The organism is Lactobacillus kimbladii, from assembly GCF_000970755.1.
GTDB classification, from domain to species: Bacteria; Bacillota; Bacilli; order Lactobacillales; family Lactobacillaceae; genus Lactobacillus; species Lactobacillus kimbladii.
Window position 1 is genome coordinate 421,291 of sequence record NZ_KQ034007.1, and the last position, 15,915, is coordinate 437,205.

The 15,915-nt window shown below is 37.6% G+C and carries 11 protein-coding genes and 27 tRNA genes; 37 read left to right on the forward strand and 1 reads right to left on the reverse strand.

Translation table 11 applies throughout. The annotated features are described in order from the left end of the window. Window positions 1-2 precede the first annotated feature (2 nt). The 36 genes from JF75_RS02450 (at window position 3) to JF75_RS02625 (ending at window position 13,922) form a co-directional block, all read left to right on the forward strand. Window positions 3-75 (forward strand) — tRNA-Val (locus JF75_RS02450). A 4-nt stretch (window positions 76-79) separates the two neighbouring features. After that, window positions 80-152, forward strand: a tRNA-Lys gene (locus tag JF75_RS02455). A 12-nt stretch (window positions 153-164) separates the two neighbouring features. After that, window positions 165-246: transfer RNA gene (locus JF75_RS02460), tRNA-Leu, on the forward strand. A 32-nt stretch (window positions 247-278) separates the two neighbouring features. Beyond that, a tRNA-Thr gene (locus JF75_RS02465) sits at window positions 279-351 on the forward strand. 11 nt (window positions 352-362) lie between these two features. Beyond that, a tRNA-Gly gene (locus tag JF75_RS02470) sits at window positions 363-434 on the forward strand. Between the two features lie 10 nt (window positions 435-444). Continuing rightward, window positions 445-530 (forward strand) — tRNA-Leu (locus JF75_RS02475). Between the two features lie 9 nt (window positions 531-539). Further along, a tRNA-Arg gene (locus JF75_RS02480) sits at window positions 540-613 on the forward strand. A gap of 6 nt (window positions 614-619) precedes the next feature. After that, window positions 620-693 (forward strand) — tRNA-Pro (locus JF75_RS02485). A 30-nt stretch (window positions 694-723) separates the two neighbouring features. Then, window positions 724-797: transfer RNA gene (locus tag JF75_RS02490), tRNA-Met, on the forward strand. 13 nt (window positions 798-810) lie between these two features. Next, window positions 811-884 (forward strand) — tRNA-Ile (locus JF75_RS02495). A gap of 39 nt (window positions 885-923) precedes the next feature. After that, window positions 924-997 (forward strand) — tRNA-Met (locus JF75_RS02500). A gap of 3 nt (window positions 998-1,000) precedes the next feature. Next, a tRNA-Asp gene (locus tag JF75_RS02505) sits at window positions 1,001-1,074 on the forward strand. Window positions 1,075-1,080: 6 nt separating this feature from the next. Continuing rightward, window positions 1,081-1,153 (forward strand) — tRNA-Phe (locus JF75_RS02510). Window positions 1,154-1,166: 13 nt separating this feature from the next. Beyond that, window positions 1,167-1,237: transfer RNA gene (locus tag JF75_RS02515), tRNA-Gly, on the forward strand. A gap of 5 nt (window positions 1,238-1,242) precedes the next feature. Further along, window positions 1,243-1,316 (forward strand) — tRNA-Ile (locus JF75_RS02520). Between the two features lie 4 nt (window positions 1,317-1,320). After that, window positions 1,321-1,410: transfer RNA gene (locus JF75_RS02525), tRNA-Ser, on the forward strand. A gap of 352 nt (window positions 1,411-1,762) precedes the next feature. Beyond that, window positions 1,763-1,834, forward strand: a tRNA-Glu gene (locus JF75_RS02530). Window positions 1,835-1,860: 26 nt separating this feature from the next. Further along, window positions 1,861-1,947 (forward strand) — tRNA-Ser (locus tag JF75_RS02535). A gap of 11 nt (window positions 1,948-1,958) precedes the next feature. Continuing rightward, a tRNA-Met gene (locus JF75_RS02540) sits at window positions 1,959-2,032 on the forward strand. A 3-nt stretch (window positions 2,033-2,035) separates the two neighbouring features. Continuing rightward, a tRNA-Asp gene (locus JF75_RS02545) sits at window positions 2,036-2,109 on the forward strand. 6 nt (window positions 2,110-2,115) lie between these two features. Continuing rightward, window positions 2,116-2,188: transfer RNA gene (locus tag JF75_RS02550), tRNA-Phe, on the forward strand. A gap of 7 nt (window positions 2,189-2,195) precedes the next feature. Next, window positions 2,196-2,277 (forward strand) — tRNA-Tyr (locus tag JF75_RS02555). A gap of 4 nt (window positions 2,278-2,281) precedes the next feature. Further along, window positions 2,282-2,352 (forward strand) — tRNA-Trp (locus tag JF75_RS02560). 12 nt (window positions 2,353-2,364) lie between these two features. Further along, window positions 2,365-2,437: transfer RNA gene (locus JF75_RS02565), tRNA-His, on the forward strand. Window positions 2,438-2,444: 7 nt separating this feature from the next. Then, window positions 2,445-2,516 (forward strand) — tRNA-Gln (locus JF75_RS02570). Between the two features lie 22 nt (window positions 2,517-2,538). Beyond that, window positions 2,539-2,609 (forward strand) — tRNA-Cys (locus JF75_RS02575). A gap of 41 nt (window positions 2,610-2,650) precedes the next feature. Further along, a tRNA-Leu gene (locus tag JF75_RS02580) sits at window positions 2,651-2,735 on the forward strand. Between the two features lie 108 nt (window positions 2,736-2,843). Continuing rightward, window positions 2,844-4,016, forward strand: coding sequence for a glycosyltransferase family 4 protein (locus JF75_RS02585; protein WP_046331705.1), 1,173 nt, complete (start codon window positions 2,844-2,846; stop codon window positions 4,014-4,016). Next, entirely contained in the window at window positions 4,009-5,052 is a 1,044-nt protein-coding gene (locus JF75_RS02590) for a glycosyltransferase family 4 protein (protein ID WP_046331706.1), read from the forward strand. Before JF75_RS02585 ends, JF75_RS02590 begins: the two co-directional genes overlap by 8 nt. Beyond that, window positions 5,052-6,074: a lysylphosphatidylglycerol synthase transmembrane domain-containing protein gene (locus JF75_RS02595; RefSeq protein ID WP_046331707.1), complete on the forward strand. Its 1,023-nt coding sequence runs from the start codon at window positions 5,052-5,054 to the stop codon at window positions 6,072-6,074. The genes JF75_RS02590 and JF75_RS02595 overlap by 1 nt, the downstream gene beginning before the upstream one ends. A gap of 73 nt (window positions 6,075-6,147) precedes the next feature. Beyond that, a complete protein-coding gene (locus JF75_RS02600; RefSeq protein WP_046331708.1) occupies window positions 6,148-8,208 on the forward strand; it encodes an LTA synthase family protein in 2,061 nt (686 codons plus the stop codon). A 68-nt stretch (window positions 8,209-8,276) separates the two neighbouring features. Continuing rightward, complete coding sequence (gene secG / locus JF75_RS02605) at window positions 8,277-8,510, forward strand: preprotein translocase subunit SecG (protein ID WP_034977075.1); 234 nt, start codon at window positions 8,277-8,279, stop codon at window positions 8,508-8,510. Between the two features lie 72 nt (window positions 8,511-8,582). Then, window positions 8,583-10,907, forward strand: coding sequence for a ribonuclease R (gene rnr, locus JF75_RS02610; RefSeq protein WP_046331709.1), 2,325 nt, complete (start codon window positions 8,583-8,585; stop codon window positions 10,905-10,907). Between the two features lie 9 nt (window positions 10,908-10,916). Beyond that, window positions 10,917-11,375 (forward strand): SsrA-binding protein SmpB, encoded by a 459-nt coding sequence (smpB, locus tag JF75_RS02615; RefSeq protein ID WP_034977078.1) that lies wholly within the window; start codon window positions 10,917-10,919, stop codon window positions 11,373-11,375. Window positions 11,376-11,823: 448 nt separating this feature from the next. Continuing rightward, window positions 11,824-12,480, forward strand: coding sequence for a nitroreductase (locus JF75_RS02620; RefSeq protein ID WP_046331710.1), 657 nt, complete (start codon window positions 11,824-11,826; stop codon window positions 12,478-12,480). 95 nt (window positions 12,481-12,575) lie between these two features. Further along, the gene (locus JF75_RS02625) at window positions 12,576-13,922 is read left to right on the forward strand and encodes a hemolysin family protein (protein WP_046331711.1); all 1,347 of its coding nucleotides are present in this window, start codon (window positions 12,576-12,578) and stop codon (window positions 13,920-13,922) included. A gap of 37 nt (window positions 13,923-13,959) precedes the next feature. Here the strand turns inward: JF75_RS02625 and hpt are convergent, their stop codons facing one another. Continuing rightward, entirely contained in the window at window positions 13,960-14,529 is a 570-nt protein-coding gene (hpt, locus tag JF75_RS02630; protein WP_046331712.1) for a hypoxanthine phosphoribosyltransferase, read from the reverse strand. Window positions 14,530-14,767: 238 nt separating this feature from the next. Between hpt and JF75_RS02635 the strand changes: the two genes are divergently transcribed. Then, window positions 14,768-15,850, forward strand: a complete 1,083-nt coding sequence (locus JF75_RS02635; RefSeq protein WP_046332914.1) for a M42 family metallopeptidase — start codon at window positions 14,768-14,770, stop codon at window positions 15,848-15,850. Window positions 15,851-15,915 lie beyond the last annotated feature (65 nt).

Sequence of the window (15,915 nt, forward strand, 5' to 3'; positions counted from 1 at the left end):
ATGGAGGATTAGCTCAGCTGGGAGAGCATCTGCCTTACAAGCAGGAGGTCACAGGTTCGAGCCCTGTATCCTCCATTCCGAGTCGTTAGCTCAGTTGGTAGAGCATCTGACTTTTAATCAGAGGGTCGACGGTTCAAGCCCGTCACGACTCATGGCCCCATTTTGCGGGTGTGGCGGAATTGGCAGACGCGCTAGATTTAGGTTCTAGTGTTTTCGGACGTGTGGGTTCAAGTCCCACCACCCGTATTCGCCAATAATATATACCATATTTACATTTTGCCGATTTAGCTCAGTTGGTAGAGCATCTGTCTTGTAAACAGGGGGTCGTACGTTCAAATCGTATAATCGGCATTACATATTATGCGGAAGTAGTTCAGTGGTAGAACATCACCTTGCCATGGTGGGGGTCGCGGGTTCGAATCCCGTCTTCCGCTTTCATTACTTGCCGGGGTGGCGGAATTGGCAGACGCACGGGACTTAAAATCCCGCGGTTGGTTTCAACCGTACCGGTTCGACTCCGGTCCTCGGCATTTAGTGATGCGCCCTTAGCGCAACTGGATAGAGTGTCTGACTACGAATCAGAAGGTTGAAGGTTCAAATCCTTCAGGGCGCATAATAACGGGAAGTGGCTCAGTTTGGTAGAGCACCTGGTTTGGGACCAGGGGGTCGCAGGTTCGAATCCTGTCTTCCCGATTGTAATCTTTGTAAAATGGTTACATTGTTGGCGGTGTAGCTCAGCTGGCTAGAGCGTCCGGTTCATACCCGGGAGGTCGAGGGTTCGATCCCCCCCGCCGCTATTTCCCAGAGCTTGGACCTTTAGCTCAGTTGGTTAGAGCAGACGGCTCATAACCGTCCTGTCGTAGGTTCGAGTCCTACAAGGTCCATAAAGTATGGAGTTTGTTTGTACTTTTATATTTTAAAATCGCGGGATGGAGCAGTCTGGTAGCTCGTCGGGCTCATAACCCGAAGGTCGGTGGTCCAAATCCACCTCCCGCAATATGGTCCATTGGAGCAGTGGTTTATCTCGTCTCCCTGTCACGGAGAAGATCATCAGTTCAAATCTGATATGGACCGTAGGATGGCTCGGTAGCTCAGTCGGTAGAGCAAAGGATTGAAGCTCCTTGTGTCGGCGGTTCGATTCCGTCCCGCGCCATTTATTATTTAGTGCGGGTATGGTTTAGTGGTAAAACGAAAGCCTTCCAAGCTTTAGTCGCGAGTCCGATTCTCGTTACCCGCTTTTTGGGGCCTATAGCTCAGCTGGTTAGAGCGCACGCCTGATAAGCGTGAGGTCGATGGTTCAAGTCCATTTAGGCCCATTGTGGAGACTTACTCAAGTGGCTGAAGAGGCGCCCTTGCTAAGGGTGTAGATCGGGTTATTCTGGTGCGAGAGTTCGAATCTCTCAGTCTCCGCTATATATTAAAAAGACCGTTAGAATTAAATCTACGGTCTTTTTAATTGGTAGAATTGGCTTTAATTGACTTGTTAATTCTTTCAAAAAAGATGATACAGCCTTTTTTACGGATATAATGAAAAATACCGTGATTTTTGGAAAAAGTAAGTTTTAGCTAGCAATCATACGAAAAAAGTTCAACTTTTTGCACAAAAGTCTTGCATGATGAGCTATAATCCTGTATTATTAATAACGTTGTGATTCAGTAGCTTAACAGGATTTGTTGGGTTAACCAAATAAAAAACAGTTGACTTTTTACAATAAGTTAGGTATTATAATTAAGCGTCTTATGGCGTAGGAACGATAAATATGACCCGTTGGTCAAGTGGTTAAGACATCGCCCTTTCACGGCGGTAACATGGGTTCAAATCCCGTACGGGTCATTACCATTCTTGGTATATTTACATTTGGAGGATTACCCAAGTGGCTTAAGGGGACGGTTTTGAAAACCGTTAGACGGTCTTGCCGTGCGTGGGTTCAAATCCCACATCCTCCTTTAATAATAATCGCGGGATGGAGCAGTCTGGTAGCTCGTCGGGCTCATAACCCGAAGGTCGGTGGTCCAAATCCACCTCCCGCAATATGGTCCATTGGAGCAGTGGTTTATCTCGTCTCCCTGTCACGGAGAAGATCATCAGTTCAAATCTGATATGGACCGTAGGATGGCTCGGTAGCTCAGTCGGTAGAGCAAAGGATTGAAGCTCCTTGTGTCGGCGGTTCGATTCCGTCCCGCGCCATCAGCCTGGAGGAGTAGCGAAGTGGCTAAACGCGGCGGTCTGTAAAACCGCTCTCTCTGAGTTCGGCGGTTCGAATCCACCCTCCTCCATAATAGGGATATCGTATAAAGGTAGTACATCGGTCTCCAAAACCGCTAGTGTGGGTTCAATTCCTACTATCCCTGTTTACCTTCATGGCGGAATTGGTGAAGGGGTTAACACACCGGTTTGTGGATCCGGCATACATGGGTTCGAATCCCATATTCCGCCCTAGCATTGGGATATAGCCAAGCGGTAAGGCACTAGACTTTGACTCTATTATGCGCTGGTTCGAATCCAGCTATCCCAATCTATTTTTTAAAAAATTCGATGGCGGTGTAGCCAAGTGGTAAGGCAGAGGTCTGCAAAACCTTAATCGTCGGTTCAAATCCGATCCCCGCCTTTATCGGTTCACTCATTGAACTGTAAATTAAAACATATTATGGCGGTGTGGCGGAATTGGCAGACGCGCCAGACTCAAAATCTGGTGTCCGTTTAGGACGTATCGGTTCGACCCCGATCACCGCTATTACAAAGCAGCCCTCGTATGAGGGCTGCTTTTGTATTGTTAGTTTTTCCATAAAAATTGCACAACTTATGTGTAATCTTTATAATACCTTTTATGGAGGTATTCAAGATGAATATTGGTATTTTTACCGATTCATATTTTCCACAATTAAGTGGTGTAGCAACATCAATTAAAACCTTAAAAGATGCTCTTGAAAAGCAAGGTCATAATGTCTTTATTTTTACTACTACTGATCCTCATATAAAAAAGGGGACAGTTGAGGCTAATATATTCCGTTTCAGCAGCGTTCCCTTTATTTCATTTACCGACAGGCGAGTTGCGTTTAGAGGGTTTTTTGAAGCTACAAAGGTTGCTCGTGAAGTTAAATTGGATATTGTTCATACCCAAACCGAATTTGCTTTAGGTATGATAGGGAAGTATGTTGCCCACCAATTGAAAATTCCGGCAATTCATACTTATCATACTATGTATGAAGACTACTTGCACTACGTTTTAAATGGGCATTTGCTTAGACCGTATCATGTTAAGCAATTTACTAATGCTTACTTAAAAAATATGGATGGTGTTATTGCACCTAGTAAGCGCGTAGAGGCTCTTTTAAAGCGTTATAGGGTAAACATACCTATGAGGGTTATCCCAACTGGAGTGGACATAAATAGCTTAAATAAGCCTGAAACAGTTGACGTTCGCAAAGAGTTAGATATTCCAGACGATGTCCCGGTATTATTAACTTTGAGTAGAGTTGCAGAAGAAAAGAAAATAGATCGCATCCTAAATGCAATGCCGGAAATTCTTGATGAGTTTCCTCAAACACGTCTAGTGATAGCTGGAGACGGACCAGATATGGAAGTTTTGCAAGAACAGGTTGAAAGATTAACATTAGAAGATAGTATAATATTTACTGGGGATATACCTCACGATGATGTTGGTTCATACTATAAAATGGCTGATTTGTTTGTTTCGGCCAGTGATACGGAAACTCAAGGTCTGACATATATTGAAGCCCTGGCTTCAGGCACAAGATGCGTCGTTTATGATACAGACTATACTGAACATGTTTTTGATGATGAAGAATTTGGCAAAGTCTTTAATGGTCCTGGCGAAATGTTAAATGAAATATTATTCTACTTAAGAAAAGGGAGAAAACAAATCCCACATGATAAATTAGCTGCAAAAATGGATCAAATCTCTGCTCAAAAATTTGCCAGTTCAGTTTATCAATTTTATCAAGATACAATTTCAAATTATCAAAAGGATCTCAAAGAGGAGACAAATGATTAGAATTAATATGTTTTCACAAGCTGCCTCAGTAAAAGGACAAGGAGTCGGTTCGGCATATACGGAGCTGATAAGATTGCTTAGAACACACTTGGTCGATAAATTTTATGTCACTAACAACAAGTATGGCAAAAGTGATCTGACACATTATCATACGGTAAATCCAACTTATTTTGCTAACAGCTTTTCACCGGCACGAGGACGCAAAATTGGTTATGTTCACTTTTTACCAGAAACGCTTGAAGGGTCTGTTAAATTGCCGTCAATGGCCAAAAATATTTTTTATAAATATGTAATTGATTTTTATAAGCGCATGGATGAAATTGTAGTTGTTAATCCCATTTTTATCGATAAATTAGTTAAATATGGTATCAAACGCGAAAATGTTAAGTATATTCCGAACTTTGTGTCGAAAAATGAATTTTATTCAGAAAGTCAGGAAAAAAAGAATTCATTTAGGCATCAATTAGGCATTCCACTTAATAAATTTGTGGTTTTTGGTGATGGTCAAGTACAGGCTCGTAAAGGCGTTGATGACTTTGCCAAATTCGCTGAGGCTAACCCTGAAATGCAATTTATCTGGGCTGGAGGTTTTTCTTTTGGCAAAATAACTGATGGTTACGATCATTTTAAAAAACTAGTCGAAAATCCGCCACAGAATCTTAAATTTACGGGAATCATTGATCGACAGAAATTAGTTGATTATCTCAATATTGCAGATCTATTTGTTTTGCCGTCTTATGATGAGCTGTTTCCTATGTCTGTTTTAGAGGCCTTTAGCTGTGGTACGCCAGTTTTGTTGCGCGATCTTGATTTATATCAGGCAATAATCAGTGGTTATTACATGAAGGGCAGCAATTTCTCTGAAATGAACCAGCAATTGCAAGCAGCTGCCCAGGATCCAGCCATTTTAAATAAATATAGCCAGTTATCTGATGAAGCTAGTGAAAAATATTCTGAAGATAATTTAGCTCATATATGGGATGATTTTTATCACGAACAATATGAAATTGGTCGTGAGCTGGGACAAATTCGCTAATGAATAAAAAACACTTGTGGGGCGTTGCCATAGTTCTTGTAATAAGTGGCGTAGTTTTGTATGTTGATTTGAGATCAACTCCGATTGCGCAGTTGGAGCGAGCAGCTCGCAACATTAACTTGATTGGTTTAGTTGCTGTCTTTGGTTTAATGCTTCTTTCCTATGTTTTTGAAGCCAGCATTTTGGCAGTTCTTACCAAGCGCAAAAATGAACCTAAACGCTCAAAATGGTCTTTTTTTAGAATTCCTTTGATTCAAGCGCTTTTTAATGCCATCACTCCTATGTCAACTGGTGGACAACCTTCACAATTAGCTGCTATGGTTCAAATGGGAATAGAAGGCGGCAGAGCAACTTCCTTATTGCTAATGAAGTTTATTATTTATCAGATTGTAGTTTTTTTAGCTTACGTCACTACAATTATTACCGGTTTTCATATGGTAGCAACCAAATTTGCAGGGTTAGCTATTTTTATCGCAATCGGCTTTTTAATTCATGTTAGCTCTATTGCTTTTTTGCTGGCAATTCTGTTTGCCTATAATTGGACTAAAAAAACTGCCAACTGGATAATGAACTTACTGGCGAAATTTATTAATCAAAAGCGGGTCGATATATGGCGCAAAAACACGCTTGATAAAATTGAAACATTTTATGAGGAAAGCCAAAAGTTAAAAAGAGAAAAAAAGAAATTAATAGTGTGTGTAATACTCACTGTATTACAATTGTTATGCTTTTATTCCATTCCCTATATGACGCTGGTCACACTAAATGTTCCTGCTGATTGGGCAAGCGTAACTCAAATGAACATTATGATTATCATGTTCATGGCAATCATACCTATTCCCGGAGCGTCAGGCGGGGCAGAATATAGCTTTCAAACTTTATTCTCCACCTTTATTTCATCTAATGGTACCTTAATTGTAGGGATGTTCTTGTGGCGTTTTGTCACGTATTTTTTCGGTATGATCCTAGGAATCTTTGGTTGGATTTTTAAACCTGCAAAAATTGCTAAACCCACCGAATGATTAATTTTTATTAAAATCCCTGCACTTATCTGCAGTTAAGGGTAAGATATAGGCTTAGTGAGAGGAGAATAAGATGACACGTATCAAGTCTTTTCTGCAATGGTTAACCCAAACCAAACTAGGCTTTTTTACTATTATTTTAGTGACTTTCTGGTTGAAGACATATGTAATTTATTTAACAAAATTTAATCTGGGTGCCGAGGGTGCAATGCAGAATTTTCTGTTATTTTTGAATCCTTTGCCTTCAGGATTGCTTTTGCTAGGAATTGGTCTTTTTTTTAAGGGCAGAAAATCATATTGGATCATGATTGCAATTGATTTTGTGCTCAGCTTGTGGTTATTTGCCAACATTCTTTATTATCGCGAGTTTTCAAATTTTTTGTCTTTGTCTATTATTAAAACTTCTGGGTCAACTGCTGATAATTTAGGTAAAAGTATTGTAGGAATAACTCGAGTAACAGATTTTTTAGCCTTTGTTGATATAGCGCTAATCATCTTTTTAATGGTTAGTAAAGTCGTTAAATATGATTTACGCCCATTAAAGTTAAAATTTAATCTTTTGCTTGAAGGTATTGCTGTTCTTCTCATTGGAGTTAATTTGTTGATGGCTCAAAAAGATCGCTCAGGTTTGTTAACCAGAACTTTTGACAACAGCTATATTGTCAAATATTTGGGTATTAATGAATATGCAGTATATGACGCCTTTAAAACAGCTCAAACAAGCGAACAAATGGCAAAGGCTAACGTTTCTGACTTGCAATCGGTTAAAAAGTACTTAAAGGTTAATTACGTTAAACCTAATAGTGCTTATACGGGTGTTGCCAAGGGCAAAAATGTGCTGGTCATACATCTTGAAAGCTTTCAGCAATTTTTAATAGGGTACAAGTGGAAAGGCAAAGAGGTCACTCCTAATTTAAACAAACTGTATCACGCTAAAAATACGCTTAGTTTTGCTAACTTTTATAATCAAGTAGGTCAGGGCAAAACTTCAGATGCCGAGATGATGCTAGAAAATTCTCTTTTCGGTCTGCAATCAGGTTCAGCAATGTCTAGTTATGGTACTTCAAATACGTTTGAGAGCGCCCCAGCAATATTAAATCAGCAAGGCGGGTATACAACTGCCGTTATGCATGGTGGTGCTGGCTCTTTTTGGAACCGCAACAATGCCTACAAGCAATTTGGTTATGACTATTTTATGCCACTGTCATATTATGAAAATAAGCCCAAATATTATATTGGATACGGCTTAAAAGACAAGATTTTTTTCTCGCAATCAATTAAGTATATTGAACGTTTGCCGCAACCTTTTTATCTTAAATTAATTACTGTAACCAATCACTATCCCTATGACTTAGATAAGAAAAATCAATCAATTGCTAAAACTGACACTGGTGATGAAACGGTCGATGGTTATGTCCAAACGGCTCATTATTTAGATCAGGCTGTTGGTCAATTAATGCGGTGGATGAAAAAAACTGGTTTAGGTAAAAATACACTACTTGTTTTTTATGGTGATCATTATGGTATTTCTGGCAATCACCATAAGGCCAGTGCGGAGCTACTTAATCAGGATGAGTTTACTAATTTTGATAATCTGAAATTCCAACGGGTTCCGCTAATGTTCCATATGAAAGGCCTAAGAGGTGGTATCAAAAAAACCTACGGAGGCGAAATTGACGTTTTGCCGACATTGTTAAATTTGCTTGGAATTAGAAACAAGGGCACTATACAATTCGGTCATGATTTGTTAAGTAAAAAGGCACCACAAATTGTGGCACAACGTAATGGTGACTTTATAACACCGTTATATGCTAAAGTAGGCAGTACCTATTACGATACTAAAACTGGCGAGGAAATAATTCAGCCAGACAAAAAGTTAAAAACTGAGTTAGTAGCAATTTCAAACAAGGTTACCACACAGCTTTCCTTATCTGATCGCGTTATAGCGGGTAATCTCCTACGTTTTTATCATCCAAAGTGGTTTAAAAAGGTTAAGCCGCAAGATTATGATTATAATGAGCAAAAAGCTTTAAAGAAATTATATGCAAAAAATAAAACTTCTTTATGGTATAAAAATCATCAAAAATCAACGCAAAATAAATTTAAAACTGATGCACCTGAACTAGAAAAATAAAACTCGAAATTAAATCTATTTTGTGCTAAAATTTACCAGTAACGTATCTGTATATTGGAGGCAGCGCATTGTACAATTTATTTATGACGCTACTAATTATTGTTTCAATCTTAATCGTTATTGCGACAATGATGCAGCCGCAAAAACAGCAAGATGCATTGAATGCACTCTCTGGCGGTGCAGTTTTTAGTGGTCAAACGAAGAAACGTGGTTTTGAAGCATTTATGGAAAAAGTAACATCTGTTTTACTGGTGCTCTTTTTCGCTTTTGCTATTGTATTAGCTTATTTGTCTTCAAAATAACTAATGGTTCCTCCCGATCAAGTGATGGGAGGACTTTTTTTATCTTTTTACTAACGAAATGGAGTTAAGTGCATGGCACAAAACGAGAATATCTTAGCCAATGTTTTAGAGATTTTTCGTCACAATCCTAAAAAACAATATCAAGTTGAACAAATTGACCGTATGTTGCGCCGAGACAGACTTGGCAGTTTTTCAGATATGGTCAAAGCATTATCCTATTTGGAACAGGAAAAGAAAATAATCACTGATGGCAATGGTCGATACCAATTAGCTGAAGAAAATACCGAAGTTGAAGGCACTTTTAAGGCAAACAGCAAGGGTTTTGGTTTCGTCAAACTCGAAGACGAAGATGCTGATGATATTTTTATTGCTCGCGATTATACAGCATATGCCGTAGACGGTGATCGTGTTAAAGTCAAAATAACTGCTGGTGGTAATCCTTGGAATGGCAAAGGGCCTGAAGGACAAGTAGAAGAAATTCTCGAACGCGGTACAAAAACGCTTGTCGGTGAATTTCATTCAATGACTGATGCTCAAATAAAAACCAGTCATTTTATTGGTTATGTTCTCAGCTCAAATAAAAAACTGGCAAACTATCGCGTTTACATTAGTCAGGACAGTTTGCGTCCACAAAAACAAGATATTGTCAAAGTATCGCTTGCTAACTATCCCGACAAAGATAATCCAGATTCGATGACTGGTGTTGTTACCAATATTATTGGTAACAAAAATTTACCAGGCGTCGATATTATGGCCATTGTTTCTGAGCATGATGTTCGTACAGAATGGTCTGAAGATGCTCTTGAGCAGTCTAATGCAATTCCTGATCACGTGACTGAGGCAGAAATGGCGGATCGTGAGGACATTAGGGACCAGCCCGCAGTTACCATTGATGGGGATGATTCTAAAGACTTCGATGATGCCGTGGTTTTATGGAAACTTCCTAACGGTAACTATCATTTAGGGGTTCATATTGCTGACGTTGCGCATTATGTGACTGAAAATTCTCCTTTGGATAAAGAAGCTTTTACTAGGGGTAACAGTACCTATTTAGTCGACCGGGTAATTCCCATGTTGCCTTTTAGATTATCTAATGGCATCTGTTCTTTAAATGAGGGGCAAGATCGTCTTGTTTTGTCTTGCGAAATGGAAATTTCTCCGGAAGGAAAAAGAGTTAATTATCGTATTCATCCCTCTGTTATGCGATCACACGGCAGAATGACTTATAACAATGTCAACAAGGTTCTGGATCCAGAAAATCATGAGGACCTTGAGGACAAATACGTTAAGTTGGCACCAATGCTGCAAGATATGGCTGAACTGCATAATGTGTTATACCAGCAAAGGCATCGTCGTGGAGCAATAGATTTTGAAGAACCAGAAGCAAAAATTATTGTCGACGACCAAGGTAAACCCACAGATATTGTGTTACACGATCGTGGAATAGCCGAAAAAATGATTGAATCATTCATGTTAATGGCAAATGAAACTGTAGCTGAAGACTTTTATCGCAAGCATGTTCCGTTTCTGTATCGTGTACACGAAACCCCAGATGGTGAGCGCATTAAAGGTTTCTTTGAATTTTGCAGCGCTTTTGGATTGCACATTACTGCTGACCCTAATCACGTTAAGCCAATTGACTTGCAAAAAGTCGTGGCTAAAACAACAGATACGCCTGAAGAAGCAGTAGTCCAGATGATGATGCTTCGCAGTTTGAAGCAGGCACATTATTCTGAAGAACCACTGGGACACTTTGGCCTAGCGGCTAAGTTTTATACTCATTTTACTTCACCAATTAGACGGTATTCTGATTTAATGGTGCATAGAATGATTCACGCCTATAGTGAAAAGGGTATTAACCAAAAAGTACAGGATCATTTTGCCAGCTATCTACCTGAAGTTGCAGATCAAACTTCAACACAAGAACGTGTATCTGTCGATACTGAAAGAGAAGTAAATGATCTCAAAATGACTGAATTTATGGCTGATAAAGTTGGCGAACACTTTGATGCTGTTGTTTCATCGGTAACTAGTTTTGGCATGTTTATCCAATTACCTAATACCGTTGAGGGCTTAATTCATATTTCAAATTTGACTGATGATTTTTATAGTTACAATGAAAAAAGCATGACTCTGACTGGACGCGGTACTCATAAACAATTTCATGTTGGGATGCCTCTTAAAGTAACCCTTACGAATGCAAACGTTGAACAGCATCAGCTTGACTTTGAAATTTATGATCCTAATGCACCTAAGAGGTCACATAATAATCGTGGTACTAAAAACGAAAGACGTGGCAATCGCGGATTTCGCAACGATCACGCACATAAGGGACATTATCGCAACAATTTTCAAAAAAATGGTAATCATCCACATTTAAGTAGATACAAACATTAGGTTAGAAAATTGAAAAAAGAAAAAAATGAAAATTTAATTGCTCAAAATAAAAAAGCACATCATGATTATTTCATTAAAGAAACATATGAAGCAGGCATTGCTTTAACGGGCACGGAAATAAAATCAGTGAGGGCACGGCGTATTAATCTACGCGATGGCTATGTACAAATTATTAACGGTTCCGCTTTTCTTGAGAATGTCCACATCAGCGAATATAAACAAGGCAATAGGTATAACCATGAACCACTTCGCTCAAGAAGGTTGCTTTTACATAAAAAGGAACTGGCACGACTTGCTAAGGATCAGTCTGCACGCGGAATTGCCATTATTCCTTTGAAGGTCTATCTTAAACATGGTTTTGCCAAAGTTCTTATTGGTGTTGGTCAAGGAAAGAAAAAATATGATAAGCGTGAGACAATTAAGAAGCGGGATCAAGAACGAGAAATACGCAGACAATATAAAATATAAAAAGACGGTTTAATTTGTTTTATAGTTAAACTGTTTTTTAATTTTACGTTTGTTTAAAACTGAACAAATTATTAATATCTATTTTAAAAGCATCTGTATATAATTTAATAATCTTGATTTATCACAGAAAATACTAAAAATACCTTTGTGATTTATACACAAAGTTGCAAATAAATTAACCTTTTTTATATAAATTTTTTTGTTATCTTTGCCAAATACCTTTGCAATATTGCGTATAATTTATTAATATTATTAATGTGTATATGACTGATTTTATTAGATAGTAATGCTTCAATTTGTAACTTTAGTAGAAGTGTAAACAAGTGAGTATTAAAAAGATAGAGTATTTTTGATTATTTCTACCTGTATTGAAATTCTAGAGAAATTTGTTTTAAAAAAGTAGAGTTGTTTCATTATGCTCTCTTTATATGTAAGGATTTGAATCAGAATGGAATTTAATAAAGTTTATAACCATGAACGAGTAACTCGCAAGTTTACTAGTAGAAAAGTTAACGAAAAATTACTTGCTAAAATTATTCAAAGGGCACAGTTATCTCCGTCATTACTTAACTCACAACCTTGGAAGGTCTATATGTTAACTGGTGATGCACTCTCTGGTCTAAAAAAAGAAGTGAAAACTCAAATTGATAACAATGTTGAGCCTCACGAAGATTTTGTCAAAATGTTGTCACTCAATTGGGATTCATATCCTAGTCAAAATATGGCTGCTGTTGGGGCTTCCCAGCCTTATTTTTTTAATAACAAAATGGAACTATTCTCGGAATCAAATAACAATATGTTCAATGCTCAGGATGTCGCTTTCCTTACGATCCCAAGAACCTCTCCAGCTTGGTCAGTTTACGATTTAGGGATTTTTTCTCAAAGTATTATGTTGCTTGCGCTTAATGAAGGATTATCAATTATGCCTGCGCACTCAATGGTATCTTATCCTGAGCTGGTACGTAAGTATTGTAAAATCCCAGAGGATGAACTTGTGGGAATGGCAATTGGGTTAGGGTACCAGGACAATGCAGCAGAAGTCAATGATCCCAAATTTTATCCTGATCGTTTACCGTTTAAAAAAATATATAAATTAATTAAATAGATAAGTAATTTAATTAAAATAAAGCGCTATTAATGATAAAATGTTTAATGAGGAATTTTAATTTAAACGATAAACTAATAAAGGTGATATAAATTTTGAGTACGGCCCAAATAGTTACTAATTTAATAGCAACTCTAGTTATTTTTGTTTTTGCAGCTTTCTTTGTGGCTGCAGAATTTGCTTTGGTTCAAACTAGACCCAGCCAGCTTGAAGATATGCTGTCCAATAAAATTGGCAACCATCGCAAAGTTAAGCGCGCTCTGCATATGACTCATAATTTAAATGAGTACCTCTCTACTACACAGGTCGGGACTACTTTAGTTGGAGTAGTCTTGGGTTGGTTTTCAGCTGATACTTTGGCTGCGATATTTGAAAGAATGTTTAATTTGGTTGATCTTAACCATTCTGTCATTCGCTCTATCAGCGCAATCTTAGGTGTTATTCTTTTAACTTATTTAGAAGTTGTAGTTACAGAAATCGTGCCCAAAAATATTGCAATTGACATGCCTGTAAAGATTTTGCTAAAAATTGTGACACCTTTGCAGTTATTTCATACTTTGGTTTACCCTTTCGTTTGGTTACTTAATGCCAGTTCAAATGGTTTACTGAAAATGTTAGGTTTTGAGCCAGCTGATGAAGAAAATCAAGTTTATTCGCAATCAGAAATCATCAAATTGTCACGTAAAGCTGTTCATGGTGGTTCGCTTGATAAAAACGATTTGACCTATATGAAACGTGCTTTTGAACTGAATGACAAAATAGCCAAAGACATTATGACTGATAGAACACGTCTAATAGTTATTAATTCCACTGAAACGATTGCGCAAGCTCTTAAAATGTATTTAGATGAAGGTTCAAGCCGAATTCCAGTTGTGCGTGATAACAATAAAGATGATGTTGTTGGCTATATCTATGCTTTTGACGTTATTCAACAGAGTCAAATTGATGATAAAGTGCCAGTGACGCGTATTATCAGAACTATGATTACTGTACCTGAATCGATGCCAATTCAGGATATTCTCCAATTAATGATTAAGAAACATACGCCAATCGTCCTTGTTGTGGATGAATACGGTGGTACCAGTGGAATAGTTACAGATAAGGATATTTATGAAGAACTATTTGGTACTGTCAAAGATGAGATTGATGATGTTTCTGATGATTATATAATTAGAGACGAGCAAGGTAATATTCATGTATCCGGCAAAACCACTTTATATGATTTTGCCCGTTATTTTAAAAAGGATTTAAAAAGCTTCCAGGATAGTGACATTATTACAATTGGTGGCTACATGATGGAACATTATCCAGATTTGAAAAAAGGTGAAAAAGTTGAGTTAGAAGGATTTGAATTCAAACTTGACGATATAGAGCAGGGATTTATGCGCTGGTTTATAGTTAAAGCTGTAGCTAAAGAAAAAAAGGTGTCTAAAGAAGGATAGACATTTGAAAAGGAGTTGTCTCTTAGACAACTCCTTTTTATTTATTATTAACTAATTTAATAATTTCGGGTTTTAATACACCAATATAACGCAGGTTACGATAATAATTCATGAAATCAAGTCCGTAGCCTACTACAAACTCGTTACCAACCTTTGAACCATAATACTCAACATCAACATCGACTTTACGATTTGCTTCTTTATTAAGTAAAACGCAGCATTTAACGCTTTTGGCGCCACGTTTTTTAAGCAATTCTTTCATAAAATCTAGAGTTAATCCAGTATCAACAATATCTTCAACAATTAAAACATCACGATCTTTAACATCGGTTGCTAAATCAGAAATGAGCTTAACTTTGCCTGAAGATTCCATTTCGTTGCCATAGCTCGAAACGTCCAGAAAATCAATTTCAGCTTTAATATCCATTTCTCTTACTAAATCGGTTAAGAAGAAGATGGCACCTTTAAGTGCCCCAACGATTAAAGGCTTTTTACCAGCATAATCGGTGGTAAGTTGCTTTCCCAATTTGACACACATCTGATGAATGTCATCTTCGCTAAACAATTTATGATCAATAATATTATTAATATTGTCGTTTTTTGGCATTTATCTACCCTTCATTTAAAACAATTATAATTCCTAATATTTTCGATTATATCATTTTTTGAGCAAAAAAACAGATTATTTTGGACTATTTTAAGTATTTAGAGTGTAAATTACGTACAAAAAGTATATATATTACCAAAAGCAGTAAGATTATTTACGAACTTGCTTATTTTTTAAACTTGTAATGCCAGTTTTTGGTAAAATTAAAGAATAAGATATTTAAGTGAAAGGTAAAAAAATGGATAAACAACAAGAAATAAAAATGCTCAAAGACTTTTCCGATGCCAATTCTACCTCGGGCTTTGAAGAGGAATTTGTTAAATTGTTTACTGAAACAGTTCGGGATTTTGCTAATGTTAAAGTTGATGGCATGCTAAATGTATATGCAGCTAAGAAGGAAAATAAAAAAGATCAGCCGGTTATTCAATTAGATGCTCACTCAGACTCTGTTGGTTTTATTACGCAGGCTGTTCGTCCTAATGGGATGATTAAATTCGTTCCATTGGGTGGCTGGGTCAAATACAATATTCCTGCTTTACGCGTTAAAATAAAAAATCGTGTGGGTGAGTATGTGCCTGGAGTAGTTGCTACTAAACCCCCACACTTTATGACTGCTGCTGAAAAAAATAATGTACCAGATGTGGCTGACATGTCTATTGATGTTGGTTCCAGTTCTCGAGCTGAAACTATTAATGATTATCAAATTGATACTGGCTGTCCAATTTTTGTGGATGTTAAATGTGAATACAATGAAAAATCTGGTTTGTTCTTTGGCAAAGATTTTGATGATCGTTTTGGTGCAGCTGCTATGGCAGACGTCTTAGACAATTTAAAGGATGAACAAACTAATTTTAACGTTGTGGCTGCACTTTCCAGCCAGGAAGAAGTGGGTTTGCGGGGTGCATATGTTACAGCTAGAGCCGTAAAGCCGGATTTAGCTATCGTTTTGGAATCATGTCCTGCTGATGATACCTTTACTCCAGAATGGTTGTCACAAACTGGATTAAAGCGAGGTCCAATGCTGCGTGACATGGATACATCGTTTTTACCTAATCCTAAATTCCAGCAATATGCTTGCGATTTAGCAGATAAAAATCATATTCCTTACACTCGCTCGGTTCGTACCGGTGGTGGCCAGGATGGTGCTGCCATTTATTATGAAAACGGAGCACCAACTATTGTGATTGGCATCCCGGTGCGCTATGAGCATTCGCCGTATTGCTTTAGTGCTTATTCTGACTTTAAAGCATCTGTAGATCTGACCCTTGCTATCATTCGTGATCTTACTAAAGAAAAACTAGCGAGTTTTAGTCAGTTTTAAAAATAATTGTTATTTTGCATAAAGCAGAAAAACTATTGAAGTGACCTTAAATTTAGGGTCACTTC

Excerpts from the sequence above, each read along its gene's own strand:
- JF75_RS02585 (WP_046331705.1), top strand. The coding sequence starts at position 2,844 with ATGAATATTGGTATTTTTACCGATTCATATTTTCCACAATTAAGTGGT.
- JF75_RS02590 (WP_046331706.1), top strand. The coding sequence starts at position 4,009 with ATGATTAGAATTAATATGTTTTCACAAGCTGCCTCAGTAAAAGGACAA.
- JF75_RS02595 (WP_046331707.1), top strand. The coding sequence starts at position 5,052 with ATGAATAAAAAACACTTGTGGGGCGTTGCCATAGTTCTTGTAATAAGT.
- JF75_RS02600 (WP_046331708.1), top strand. The coding sequence starts at position 6,148 with ATGACACGTATCAAGTCTTTTCTGCAATGGTTAACCCAAACCAAACTA.
- rnr (WP_046331709.1), top strand. The coding sequence starts at position 8,583 with ATGGCACAAAACGAGAATATCTTAGCCAATGTTTTAGAGATTTTTCGT.
- JF75_RS02620 (WP_046331710.1), top strand. The coding sequence starts at position 11,824 with ATGGAATTTAATAAAGTTTATAACCATGAACGAGTAACTCGCAAGTTT.
- hpt (WP_046331712.1), bottom strand. The coding sequence starts at position 14,529 with ATGCCAAAAAACGACAATATTAATAATATTATTGATCATAAATTGTTT.
- JF75_RS02635 (WP_046332914.1), top strand. The coding sequence starts at position 14,768 with ATGGATAAACAACAAGAAATAAAAATGCTCAAAGACTTTTCCGATGCC.